General features: G+C 68.5%; 10 protein-coding genes. 4 read left to right on the forward strand and 6 right to left on the reverse strand.

Annotation, left to right across the window (positions count from 1 at the left end):
- Nucleotides 1-7 precede the first annotated feature (7 nt).
- Together DSD19_RS00775 and glpD are read right to left on the reverse strand one after the other, a co-directional pair.
- On the reverse strand, nucleotides 8-1096 hold the full coding sequence (locus DSD19_RS00775) for an ABC transporter ATP-binding protein (RefSeq protein WP_113668190.1): 1089 nt from the start codon (nucleotides 1094-1096) through the stop codon (nucleotides 8-10).
- Between the two features lie 46 nt (nucleotides 1097-1142).
- Complete coding sequence (gene glpD, locus DSD19_RS00780; RefSeq protein WP_113668191.1) at nucleotides 1143-2753, reverse strand: glycerol-3-phosphate dehydrogenase; 1611 nt, start codon at nucleotides 2751-2753, stop codon at nucleotides 1143-1145.
- Between the two features lie 256 nt (nucleotides 2754-3009).
- On the opposite strand from glpD, the gene DSD19_RS00785 reads away from it, so the two are divergent.
- On the forward strand, nucleotides 3010-3771 hold the full coding sequence (locus DSD19_RS00785; RefSeq protein WP_075786205.1) for a DeoR/GlpR family DNA-binding transcription regulator: 762 nt from the start codon (nucleotides 3010-3012) through the stop codon (nucleotides 3769-3771).
- A gap of 34 nt (nucleotides 3772-3805) precedes the next feature.
- Here DSD19_RS00785 and DSD19_RS00790 read toward each other — a convergent pair whose 3' ends face one another.
- On the reverse strand, nucleotides 3806-4486 hold the full coding sequence (locus tag DSD19_RS00790; RefSeq protein ID WP_075786204.1) for a TetR/AcrR family transcriptional regulator: 681 nt from the start codon (nucleotides 4484-4486) through the stop codon (nucleotides 3806-3808).
- A 234-nt stretch (nucleotides 4487-4720) separates the two neighbouring features.
- Between DSD19_RS00790 and DSD19_RS00795 the strand changes: the two genes are divergently transcribed.
- Both DSD19_RS00795 and DSD19_RS00800 read left to right on the forward strand, forming a co-directional pair.
- A complete protein-coding gene (locus DSD19_RS00795; protein ID WP_113668192.1) occupies nucleotides 4721-5872 on the forward strand; it encodes an HlyD family secretion protein in 1152 nt (383 codons plus the stop codon).
- Between the two features lie 27 nt (nucleotides 5873-5899).
- Nucleotides 5900-7444: a DHA2 family efflux MFS transporter permease subunit gene (locus DSD19_RS00800; RefSeq protein WP_113668193.1), complete on the forward strand. Its 1545-nt coding sequence runs from the start codon at nucleotides 5900-5902 to the stop codon at nucleotides 7442-7444.
- A gap of 15 nt (nucleotides 7445-7459) precedes the next feature.
- Here the strand turns inward: DSD19_RS00800 and DSD19_RS00805 are convergent, their stop codons facing one another.
- Both DSD19_RS00805 and DSD19_RS00810 read right to left on the reverse strand, forming a co-directional pair.
- Nucleotides 7460-8248, reverse strand: coding sequence for a metallophosphoesterase (locus DSD19_RS00805; protein WP_113668194.1), 789 nt, complete (start codon nucleotides 8246-8248; stop codon nucleotides 7460-7462).
- Nucleotides 8245-9156 (reverse strand): diacylglycerol kinase family protein, encoded by a 912-nt coding sequence (locus DSD19_RS00810; RefSeq protein ID WP_113668195.1) that lies wholly within the window; start codon nucleotides 9154-9156, stop codon nucleotides 8245-8247. Before DSD19_RS00810 ends, DSD19_RS00805 begins: the two co-directional genes overlap by 4 nt.
- A 260-nt stretch (nucleotides 9157-9416) precedes the next feature.
- Here DSD19_RS00810 and DSD19_RS00815 point away from each other — a divergent pair, with 260 nt between their 5' ends.
- Entirely contained in the window at nucleotides 9417-10502 is a 1086-nt protein-coding gene (locus DSD19_RS00815) for a YihY/virulence factor BrkB family protein (protein WP_113668196.1), read from the forward strand.
- Here DSD19_RS00815 and DSD19_RS00820 read toward each other — a convergent pair.
- Entirely contained in the window at nucleotides 10477-12360 is a 1884-nt protein-coding gene (locus DSD19_RS00820; protein ID WP_113668197.1) for an extracellular solute-binding protein, read from the reverse strand. The two genes, DSD19_RS00815 and DSD19_RS00820, sit on opposite strands and share 26 nt — an antisense overlap.
- Nucleotides 12361-12511 lie beyond the last annotated feature (151 nt).

Below are 12511 nucleotides of genomic sequence, written 5' to 3' on the forward strand. Positions count from 1 at the left end.
CTTCTCCTCAGGCCGCCAGGGCATAGGCGGCGGGGGCCACAAGCGCGCCGTCCTCGCCGAAGATGTAGACATGGGACGGGTCCAGATAGACCGGCAGCGCCGCCCCGATCTGAAGATCCCGGATACCGTGGATCACGCCCACCCAGCGCTCGCCGTGATGGTCGAGGTGGATGAAGGTTTCGGACCCGGTGATCTCGAAGACCGCAAGCCCGGTGTGAAAGACCATGGCATCGGCGCTGTGGCGCTCGATCTCGACATGGTTGGGCCGGAAACCGGCAGTGTAGCGCCCGTCGGACAGTGCCGCGAGCGCACCTTTCGCCTCGACCCATTGGCCGTCGCCGAACATCAGCCGCCCGCCGGTCTTCGAGATCCTGAGGAAGTTCATCGGCGGGTCCGAATAGACGCGCGCCGTGATCGCGTCCGCCGGTTGCCGATAGACCTTCGGCGCAGGCCCGAACTGGGTGATCCGGCCCTCCCACAGCGTCGCGGTGTTGCCGCCCAGCAAAAGCGCCTCTTCGGGTTCGGTGGTGGCATAGACGAAGATCGCACCGGACTCGGCGAAGATCCGCGGGATCTCGGCCCGAAGCTCCTCGCGCAGCTTGTAGTCGAGATTGGCCAGCGGCTCGTCCAGCAGCACGAGGCCCGCGTCCTTCACCAGCGCGCGGGCCAGCGCGCAGCGTTGCTGCTGGCCGCCCGAAAGCTCCAGCGGCTTGCGGTCGAGCAGAGGGGACAGCCGCATCAGATCGGCCGTCTTCTTCACCGCGCGGTCGATTTCGTCGCGGCTGCGGCCCTCAAGCCGCAGGGGCGAGGCGATGTTGTCGTAGACCGTCATCGAGGGGTAGTTGATGAATTGCTGATAGACCATCGCGACGCGGCGGTCCTGCACCCGCTTGCCGGTGACGTCCTCGCCCCGCCACAGGATGCGGCCCGTCGAGGGCCGGTCGAGCCCGGCCATCAGCCGCATCAGCGTGGTCTTTCCCGACAGCGTCGGTCCCAGCAGCACGTTCATCGTGCCGGGGTCCAGCGTCAGATCGGTCGCATGGATATGCGTCCGGCCGTTCACGACCTTCGACAGGCCGTCAAGCGTCAGCGCCATCGCGGCACTCCTCCCTTTGTCGCGCCCCTGGCCCCGTCTCGACCGCCTATTCGGCGGCGGCTGGCATGTCCTCCAGGCGTCTTTCCGTCATCCAGGCGTCAAGCCCGGCAATCTGATCCCGGCTCAGTCTGAGCCCAAGCTTGCTGCGGCGCCAGACCACATCGGCGGCCTCGCGCGCGAATTCGCGGTCCATCAGCCAGCGCACCTCGGCTTCGGTCAAGGTCGCGCCGAAGTCGCGGCCCAGATCCTCGGGGCTGCGCGCGCCGTCCAGCAGGTCTGCCGCCTGGGTGCCATAGGCGCGCACCAGACGGTGCGCCCAGCAATCGGTCAGGAACGGGTGCGCCGCCCTGAGCCGCGCGATCAGATCCTCGACGCCGTCGACCGGAAAATCCCCGCCCGGCAGCGGCACGCCCGCGGTCCAGCGGCCCGGCAGGCCCTTCTGCACCTCGGCGATCTTCTCCAGCGCGGATTCCGCGAGGCGGCGATAGGTCGTGATCTTGCCGCCGAAGATGTTCAGCAGCGGCGCGCCGGCGCGGTCGAGCTTGACCACATAATCGCGCGAGGCGGCGGTGGCCGAGCCCTCGCCCTCGTCATGCAGCGGCCGCACGCCGGAATAGGTCCAGACGATATCCTCGACGGTGACGTCCTGCCGGAAATAGCGGTTCACGAAGGCCAGCAGGTAATCGCGCTCGGCCTCGGTGCAGACGGGGGGCGTGTCGGGGTCGGCATGTTCGGCATCGGTCGTGCCGATCAGGGTGAAATCGGTCTCGTAGGGGATGGCAAAGACGATCCGGCCGTCCTGCCCCTGAAAGAAATAGCACCGGTCGTGATCGAAGAGCTTTCGCGTCACGATATGGCTGCCGCGCACCAGCCGCACCCGGTCGGACGAGGTTTCGTGCAGGGTCTCGCCGATCACCTCTCCGGCCCAGGGACCGGCGGCATTGACCAGCATCCGGGCGCGGCGGGTGAAGACCTCGCCGGTCTGCTGGTCGCGCAGCGTGACCGTCCAGACGTCCGGGCCGCGCGCGGCCCCGATGACACGGGTGCGAACCAGGATCTCGGCGCCGCGCTCGGCGGCATCGCGGGCGTTCAGCGCGACCAGGCGCGCGTCCTCGATCCAGCAGTCGGAATATTCATAGGCCCGCTGGAAGCTGTCCTTCAGCGGCTGGCCTGCCGGGTCTGTCGCCAGATCCAGCGTGCGGGTCGCGGGCAGGATCTTGCGGCCCCCGAGGCTGTCGTAAAGAAAAAGCCCCAGACGGATCATCCAGGCCGGGCGCCGTCCCTTCATCCAGGGCAGCACCGAGGTCAGCAGTTTCGACGCGGGCGTGCTGGCATCGAACCGCATCCGCGTGTCGAGTGGCAGCACGAAGCGCATCGGCCAGCTGATATGGGGCATCGCGCGCAGCAGCGTCTCGCGCTCGATCAGCGCCTCGCGGACCAGTCGGAACTCGAAATACTCGAGATAGCGCAGCCCGCCATGAAAGAGCTTGGTCGAAGCCGAGGAGGTCGCCGAGGCCAGATCGCCCATTTCGGCCAGCGTCACCGTCAGGCCGCGCCCGGCGGCGTCGCGGGCGATCCCGCAGCCATTGATGCCGCCGCCCACGATCAGCAGGTCGGTCGGATCGGGCCGGGGCGGTGACGCAAGGGGCGCGGGCATGAATCGGTCCTTTCGGTAGACTCAACGAACCACGCTGCGACAAGTTGCGTCAATCGGAATCTTCGTTTTTATTCCCTTTCTGTTCGCTATGATCTGAAGCGCGCAGCCTTATGCGCGATTGGCCGAACATGCCTTTCGCATTTGCAGCATGCGCGCGTCTTCGCCGCGGAACGCAGGCGATCTGTGCCGCCAATCCGGGCCGCGCCGCTTGCGGGGCGTCGGCAAATCGAACAATTTGGAGCGGAAAGGAAAGCCGATGTCCCAGACCCTGCGCGCCCCCGACATCCTCGACATCGCCCGCCGCGATGGCCGTGTCACCGTCGAGGCGCTGGCCGAACATTTCGGGGTGACGGTCCAGACCATCCGCCGCGACCTCGCCGATCTGGCCGAGGCGGGCAAGCTCGAGCGGGTGCATGGCGGGGCGATCCTGCCCTCGGGCGTGACCAATATCGGCTACGAACACCGGCGCGACCTGAACCCCGAGGCCAAGGCCGCCATTGCCCGGCGCTGTGCCCGGGCGATCCCCGACGAGGCGTCGGTCTTTCTCAATATCGGGACCTCGACCGAGGCGGTCGCGCGCGAGCTCTCGCATCACCGCAACCTTCTGGTCGTGACCAACAACATGAACGTGGCCAATATTCTGGTCGAGAATCCCGATTGCGAGATCGTGGTGGCGGGCGGCACGCTTCGGCGGTCGGATGCGGGGCTGGTCGGTACGCTGACCATGCGGGCGATCCAGGCCTTCAAGGTCGATTACGCGGTGATCGGCTGTTCGGCGCTGGACGAGGATGGCGATCTGCTGGATTTCGACATCCGCGAGGTCGGCGTCAGCCAGACCGTGATTTCGCAGGCCCGGCGCACTTTTCTGGTCGCCGACGCCACCAAGTTCGAACGGACCGCGCCGGTGCGGATCGCCTCGCTGGGCGATCTCGATGCGCTGTTCACCGACCGCCCCTTGCCCGGGATGCTGGCCGAGCGGTGCCGGGCCTGGAACACCCGGGTCGAGATCGCAGATTGAGGCTGCCCCTCGGGCCCGGCGCAACAGGCGCCTGTCAGCCGCTGGTCCGGCCGTAGGCCGCCATGAAGACCTGAACGGCCGAGGCGACCGAGGCCTCGATCTCGTCGGGCTCGGGGTCGGTCCGGCGTTTGCCGAAGAGCCGGGCGCGCCAGATGCCGGCCACGGTCAGTTCGATGAACTGGGCACTGGCCCGCTCGGGGTCGGGGACGTCCAGCCGCCCGGCGGCGCGTTCGCGGCGCAAAAGCGCGTTCAGGTCGTCATGGGTCCGCTGGGCGGCCGCCTCGTAGAACCGCGCCCCAAGTTCGGGCATGCGGTCGACGATGCCCGCGATGGTGCGCTGCCACTGGATCACATGATCGGTGCAGATCGTCGAGGCGAGGCGCTGGCCGAACCGGGTCAGCTTGTCCTCGAGCGGCAGATCGCCTTTCAAAAGCGCGTCGAAGCCCGCGAAGATCGCCTCGCGCTCGCGCGCCACAAGGGCCACGAAAAGATCGAGCTTATCCTCGAAATAGACGTAAAGCGTACCCTTCGAGACCCCGGCGGCCCGGCAGATCTCGTTCATGCTGGCGCCGTCGAAGCCCTTTTCCAGGAACTCCTTCATCGCGCCCTGCAGGATCTGGTCGCGCTTGGCGGGGTCCTCGCCCGCCGCATGGCGCCGGCAGACGCGGCCGCCGGGGCAGGTGTCGCTGTCGGTTCGGCTGTCGCCTTGCGGCATCTGGGCCGGTCCTTTCTTGGTCCCGAGGGCATGATCCTGGCGGCCTGACGGGAGTCGACAGGCCCGTCGCCGTCAGACCATTTAATCGAACCGACCGGTTCGATAAAGCCTTGATCGACTCGCGGCGATGCCCTAGACGGGAATCGAACCGCGCGGTTCGATCCGGCCCTGTGCCGGTCCCGCCAGACTTTCTCACGTCCCGCCGCTCCTGTGCCTTCTCCGAAAGCTGTCCCGATGTCGAAGCCGGAAACCCTGATGCGCGAGCCCCCTGCCGATGCCGGTGCCGTGCCGCCGACCGGCGACGGTCCCGCCGCGCCGAAACGGTCGCGCCGCAAGCCGGTGCTGGCGGTTCTGGCGGTGCTGGCGCTGGGCGGGGCGGGCTATGCCGGCTGGGGTTACTGGACCCATGGCCGGTTCGTCGAGCATACCGACGATGCCTATGTCCAGGCCGATATCGCCATGATTTCCAGCCGGGTGCAGGGCTATGTCAAAAGCCTGCCGGTCGAGGAGAACGCCCATGTCCATGCGGGCGACGTGCTGGTGCGGCTGGAGGATGACGATTATCGCATCGCGCTGGCCACCGCCGAAAGCCGCGCCGCCACGGCCGATCGCACGCTTGGCCGGATCGACGCCCAGATCGCTGCCGCGCGCGCCGCCGTCGTGCAGGCCGAGGCCGACCGCGACGCCGCCGAGGCCCAGCTTCGCACCGCGACCAACGCGCTTGAGCGGGTCAAGGGGCTGGCCGAGCGCAATTTTGCGGCGGTGGCCCAGCTCGATACCGCGACCGAGGATCACGACACCGCGCGGGCGACGCTGGCCAAGACCACCGCCGCCGTGGCCAGCGCCCGGGCCGAGGTCAATGTGCTGATCGCCCAGCGGGCCGAGGCCGAGGGCGACAAGCACCAGCTCGAACTCGCTGTGGATCAGGCCCGCCGCGACCTCGACCGCACGGTGCTGCGTGCGCCGACCGACGGCACGCTGGCCAATCTGGGGCTCGAGCCCGGCGATCTGGTGACCGCAGGCACCCGGCTGGCCGCGCTGGTCCCTGACGATGCGCTCTATGTCGAGGCGAACTTCAAGGAAACCCAGATGCAGGGCATCGCCCCCGGCGCCACGGTCGAGGTCACGCTGGACGCGCTGCCCGGCCGGCGCTTCGAGGGCAAGGTCACCTCGGCCGCACCCGCGACCGGGGCGGTCTTTTCGTTGCTTCCGGCCGAGAACGCGACCGGCAACTTCACCAAGGTCGTGCAGCGGGTGCCGGTGCGCATCCAGCTGCCGCCCGAGGCGCTGGCGACCGGACAGCTGCGCGCCGGGCTGTCGGCGGTGGTGTCGGTCGACACGCGCACCGGCGACGCGGCCGCGTCGCGCCTGGCCAGCGTGCACTAGGCGCCGCGCTCCGGGGCCCGCCAGATCATGTCCGCCGACGAGCCGCATCTGACGCCGCGCCGCGCCATCGCCTTCGTGGTCATGGTGTTCGGCATGTTCATGGCGATCCTGGACATCCAGATCGTCTCGGCCTCGCTGTCCGAGATCCAGGCCGGGCTTGCCGCCAGCCCCGACGAGATCAGCTGGGTCCAGACCAGCTATCTGATCGCCGAGGTGGTGATGATCCCGCTGTCGGGCTTTCTCGCCCGGATGATGTCGACGCGCTATCTGTTCGCGCTGTCGGCGGCGGGCTTCACCATTTCAAGCTTTCTTTGCGCCACCTCGACCAGCATCGAAGAGATGATCCTGTGGCGCGCGCTGCAGGGGTTCCTGGGCGGCGGCATGATCCCCTCGGTCTTCGCGGCGGCCTTCACCATCTTTCCGCCCTCGAAACGCAACGTGGTCTCGCCGATCATCGGTCTGATCGCCACGCTGGCGCCGACCGTCGGGCCGACGGTCGGCGGCTATCTCAGCTACACGCTGTCCTGGCACTGGCTCTTTCTGGTCAACGTGCTGCCCGGCATCGGCGTCACGCTGGGGGCCTTCTTCCTGATCGATTTCGACCGGCCCAACTGGAGCCTCTTCGAGCGGTTCGACTGGTGGGGGCTGCTGTCGCTGGCGGCGTTTCTGGGCGGGCTCGAATACGTGCTGGAAGAGGGGCCGGGCAATGACTGGCTGGCCGATGAGACGGTCGCGGTCTTCGTCGTCGTGACGCTGGTCGGCGGCATCGTCACCTTCTACAGGGTGCTGACCCGCGACGAGCCCATCGTCGATCTGTCGGCCTTCGGCAATGTCAATTTCGCGGTCGGGTCGGCCTTCAGCTTCGTGATGGGGATCGGGCTTTACGGGCTGACCTATCTTTACCCGCTCTATCTGGCCTCGATCCGCGGCTATGACAGCCTGATGATCGGCGAGACGGTCTTCGTTTCGGGGCTGGCGATGTTCGTCACAGCACCGATTGCGGGCTTTCTGGCGGGCCGGGTCGATCTGCGACTGATGCTGCTTGTAGGCTTCGTCGGCTTCGCGATCTCGACCTGGATGCTGACCGGCATGACCGCCGAGTGGGATTTCCAGGAACTGCTGGTGCCGCAGATCCTGCGCGGCATGTCGCTGATGCTGAGCATGGTGCCGATCAACAACCTCGCGCTCGGCACGCTGTCGCGCGACAAGATGAAGGGCGGCTCGGGGCTGTTCAACCTGATGCGCAACCTTGGCGGTGCGGTCGGGCTGGCGGTCATCAACACCCAGCTTTCCGACCGGGGTGCGCTCCATTACGACCGCCTGCGCGAGGCCATCACCTGGACCAATGACGAGGCGATGCGGCAGCTTTCGCTGATGGCCGGGAACCTCTCGTCGCGCGGTCTCGACGGGCAGACCGGGGCGCTGGCGCAGATGGCCGCGCGGGTGCGCCAGCAGGCAACGGTGATGTCCTTCATCGACGTCTTCCTGATGCTGGCGGTGCTGTTCGCGGGGCTTGCGGTGACCGCTTTCCTGATGCGGGCACCGCAGCGGGCGGGCGGGGGCGGCCACTAGCGCGGGCGATCCGGCTCAGACCCCGGTCCAGCCCGACAGCCCCTTGCGGAAGACCGTGACGCTTTCGGGCCGGAACGCACCCTCGCGCGCCACCATCCGGGTCAGCTCGATCTGGTCGCCCTCGATGGCCAGCCGGGCGAAGTCGTTTTCCTGCCCGCGCAGCCGGGTCGAGAGCCCGGTGCCCACATGCACCTGCAAGACCCGACGTCCAGCCTCGCGGGTCAGGAACGGCTCGGCCCGCCAGCGGTGCAGATGGCCCGACAGCACGATGTCGGCGCCGCAGCGCGCCAGCGCCTCGAGCGAGGGCGCGGCATGTTTCATCAGACGTTTCGGCGTGCCGGGGGCCTGTTCGAACGGGTGATGTGCCATGGCAAGACGCGGGCCCGGCGCGCCCTCGAAGGCCGCGCAGGCCGCGTCGAGATCGCGCCGCCTGACCTTGCCGCGCTGCCAGCGCAGCGGATCAACGGTGTTGAAGCCCTGCACCGTCAGCGTGCCGATTTGGGTCCGGGGCGCCAGATCGGCCGAGATATGGCGGCGATAGCGGGCGTAAGGGCGCAGCAGCCGCAGCCAGGGATTGTCGAGCGGTACGTCGTGATTGCCGGGCACCGCCAGCCAGGGGGCCTCGATCCGGTCGAGAAAGCCGCGCGCGGCGCGGAACTGGCCGGTCCGGGCGCGCTGGGTCAGATCGCCGGTGACCGCCACCAGATCGGTCTTGTCCCCGTTCAGCGCGTCAAGCAGCGGGTCCAGCAGTTCGGGCGCGGTGCGGCCGAAATGCAGGTCCGAGATATGCGCGATCCGGATCACGCGGCCGCGCCCGGCACCAGCACGCGCAGCGGCCGGTCGCGGCGGCGGATCGTCAGCGGCGCCTGCATCATCTGCCGTTCGCCGTCGCGCGCGACCAGAACCCTGGGCCGCCCCGGGTCGATCACGATCCGCGACGCGCGGTGCAGTTCGAAATCCTGACCCTCCTGCGCCGCGCGCAGCGCAAGCCCCAGCGTCGCCCGGGCGATCTCGGCCCGGCTGGCGGCGGGGGCGGTGAACAGCGGGAAGGCGCCCGTCTCGAGCGCATCGATGCCGCCGAGATTGAACTGCCGCAGCTGGTAGGCGCTGTTGGCAACGAAAGCCAGCGGTGTGCGCAGGGTCAGGGTCTGGCCGTCAAGGTCGATCCGCAGCCGCATCGCCCGGCGCATGCCGACCAGCGTCTGGGCCACCGACCAGTAGGCGGCGGCGCGGCTCCGGCCCCAGCGGCGATAGGTGGTCTCGCGCCGTTCGAGGATCGCGGGATAAAGCCCGAGGCTTGCATTGTTGAGAAAGACCGCGCCGTTGACCTCGCCAAGGCGCAGCTCGGCGGTGGTTCCTCCGGCCAGTGCTGCGACCGCCGCCTCGGGGTCCAGCGGGATGCCCAGCCCGCGCGCGAAATAGTTGAACGTGCCTTGCGGGATCACGCCAAGCGTCGCGTCGCGGTCATGGCAGGCCTCGGCCACGGCGCAGATCGTGCCGTCGCCGCCCGCTGCAACCAGCGTGCCGCAACCCTGGTCCAGCGCCTCATGGGCCAGCGCCGTCAGGCTCTGGCCGGGGCGGGGGCGGAAGATCTCGGCCTCGAGCCCGGTTCGGTCGAGAAGATCGCGCAGCATCTCGCTGCGCGAGGCCGGGCCGGAATGGTCTCCGGCGCGGTCGTTGACGATGAGGCAGACGGCGGCGGGGCGGGTCATCGGTGGCGGGTGTCCTTTGAAGCGCCCGGTCCCGGGCAGGGCAGAGCCGCAACGCCCCGGGTTGCCTGACGTTCCATGCCGCAACCCGTCAACGCTTGCCTGCGAGGCCAGGTTCGCCAATGGCGGGAACCGCGCGCGGTCTCGCGCGTTGAATGCCACGATCTTGCAGCCCCGGAGGAGATGCCCTTGAACCTTTCGTTCCCGTCTGCCCGCCCGGGCCCCCGGTCCGGCACAGCCTGTTTCCGGTCGGAGGGCATGGCATGAGCCCCGCCGAAGCCGGAACCGAAACCCGATCCGCCCCGCGCCGCCGCGAGGCAGTGATCCGTCCCGCGCAATACAGCGCCCGCGACTGGCGGGTGGCCGTCTTTCGCGTCTGGCAGGGCATGGATGAACGCAATGTCGCGCTGATCGCGGCGGGCGTCGCCTTTTACAGCTTTCTGTCGATCTTTCCCGCGCTGGCTGCGCTGATCGCGATCTGGGGCTTTCTGGCTGATCCGGCGATGGTGCAGGAACAGGTTTCGATGGCAGCCGAGGTGTTGCCGGCCGGTGCCTACGAGATCCTGCAACGCCAGGTGACTGTGCTGGTCAGCGCCAGTTCCTCGGCGCTGGGCTGGACCAGCGTGATCTCGGTCCTTCTGGCGATCTGGAGTGCGCGGGCCGCGGTCGCGGGGCTGATCCGCGGCCTGAACGCGATCTACGGCGAAAGGAACCGTGGCAATCCTATCCTGCGCATCGCGGTGGCGGTCGGGCTGACAGGGGTGTTGATCGTCGTGGCGCTGCTGGCCTTCTCGGCGGTGGTTCTGATCCCGGCAGTCCTGGCCTTCGTCAAGCTGCCGGTGGCCATCGAGTTGCCGATCATCCTGCTGAAATGGCTCTTGATGCTGGGCGTCGTGTTCATCGCCATCGCGCTGGTCTACCGCTACGGCCCGAACCGGCGCGCCGCGCGTCTGCAATGGGTGACGCCGGGGGCAATCTTCGCGGTGATCGCCTGGGCGCTGGGGTCGGTGGCGCTGGCCGCCTATGTGCGCAGCTTCGACCGGCTGAACGAGGTTTATGGATCGCTCGGGGCGGTGGTGGCGCTGCTGTTCTGGCTCTATCTCAGCGCGGCCGTGACGCTGATCGGCGCGGCACTGAATGCGGAACTCGAACTTCTGACCCGGCGCGACAGCACCACCGGACCCGAGCGCGCCGAAGGCCATCGGGGCGCCCACGTGGCCGATCATGTGCGCGACGAGACCGGGGCGCTGAACGGCGCCGAAGCGGAGGACGTCGCCCCGGAGCCCGCGCGCAACGGCGCCGGGACCCGGGACGAGGGGCGCGCTAACGGAGCGCCCCGGCCGACCTGAGCGCCTCGTAGCGGGCCTGGTCCCACCACCAGAAATCGACCCCGCGGTCGTAGGGCGGTTTGCTTGCAGGCCGCCCGAACACGTCCCAATAGGCGATCCGGTGCTTGCCGCTGTACCAGTTCGGGACCCAGATGTGCCGCGCCCGCAGCACCCGGTCGAGCGCCCGCACCCTAACGTCGAGCGCGTCGCGATCGGGGGCCGCGATCACCTCTTCGATCAGCGCATCGACCACCGGGTCCTTCAGACCCGAGAGGTTGTAGCTTCCTTTGGCATCGGCGGCCTCGCTGCCGAAGAGGCTACGCAGCTCGATCGAGGGGCTCAGCGACAGCACGAAACGGGTGCTGGTGATGTCATAGTCGAACTCCTCCAGCCGCTGCTGCATCTGGGCGGCATCGACGGTGGTGTTGACCGCCTCGATCCCGAGCTGTTGCAGATTGGCCAGATAGGGCAGCACGACCCGTTCGAATACCGGGCTGTCCGAGACGAACTCGACCCGCAGCGCCTGACCCGAGGTGTCGCGCCGCTGGCCCCGGGCGTCGACCGTCCAGCCGGCCTCGTCCAGGAGCCGCCCGGCCGCGCGCAGCGTGCGGCGGTCGAGATTGCGCGCGGCATCATGGTCCGGGGGGCTGACCGCGGGCTCGGTGAAGACGGTCTCGGGCAGCCGGTCGCGGTATTTCTCCAGCACGGCCAGTTCGTCGCCCTCGGGCAGGCCCTGGGCCTGCAGATCGGTGTTTTCCCAGAAACTGTCGGTCCGCTGGTATATCCCGTAGAACAGCGTCGCATTGGCCCATTCGAAGTTGAACATCATCGCGATGGCCTCGCGCACGCGCGGATCGGCGAATTGCGCACGGCGCAGATTGAACCAGAAGCCCTGCGCGCCCGAGGGCCGGGCATCGGGCAACTCGTCGCGTTTGACCCAGCCGCGCGCCACCGCCGGGTAATCGTAGGCCGTGGCCCAGATCGCCGAGCTGAACTCTTCCTGGAAAAGGTAGCCGCCGCTTTTGAACGCCTCGAAGGCGCCGGTCTCGTCGGCGTAGTATTCATAGCGGTAGCAGTCGAAATTGTCCTTGCCGACATTCACCGGCAGATCGGCCGCCCAGTAGGCGGGATTGCGGCAATAGGCGATCGCCTTGCCGGGCTCGACCCTGGAGACGACATAGGGGCCCGAACCCAGCGGCGGTTCCAGCGAACTGCGCTCGAAGGGGACGGCATCGTAGAAATGCGCGGGCAGGATCGGCAGCTGGCCCAGCTGGCCGATCAGGTCCCGCGTCGGCGCCCCCTCGGCGAAGGCGATCCGGATCTCGGTCGGCGACAGGGCCTCGGCCGAAGCAAGATCGCGCAGCGCCATCCGGTAAAGCGGCGCGCCCTTCTGCTGCAGTGTGAGGAAGGTGAAGACCACATCCTCGGCGGTGACCGGGCTGCCATCGGCAAAGCGCGCCTCGGGGCGCAGCCGGAACACCGCCCAGGACCGGTCGGGCGGGTAGGTGACGCTTTCGGCCAGCAGCCCGTAGGCCGCGTCGGGTTCGTCGAAAGAGGGGGCAAGCAGGCTGTCATAGATCAACTCCATCCCCTGGGCGGGCTCTCCGGCGAGGAGGAACATGTTGAGACTGTCGAAGGTGCGCGAGGCCCCGGTGCCGCGAAAGCTCATCGTGCCGCCCTTGGGGGCGTCGGGGACCACATAGTCGAAATGAGCGAAATCGGCGGGGTATTTCAGTTCGCCGAAGGTCGAGATGCCGTGGCTGGTGACCACGCCTTCGGCGGTGGATGCGGGGGCGGCAGGCGGGGCGGTCTGGGCGTGCAGCGCGAGCGGAAGGCCAAGAGCGGCGGTGAGGGCGAGGGCGGCGAGAGGGCGGATCATGCGGGGCTCCGGCAGGGCGTTTGGCGAAGGCTAGCACGGGGCCGGGCCGGGCACAGCCCGCAGTTGCGCAGCGGCGGCAGCGGGGCCTTTGTGCCGGGGGCGTGCTTGGGCGAGGCCAACCGCACCGCAGGCGGGCGACGATGGATCGTGC

This window comes from Rhodovulum sp. BSW8 (assembly GCF_003314725.1).
GTDB lineage: Bacteria > Pseudomonadota > Alphaproteobacteria > Rhodobacterales > Rhodobacteraceae > Rhodovulum > Rhodovulum visakhapatnamense.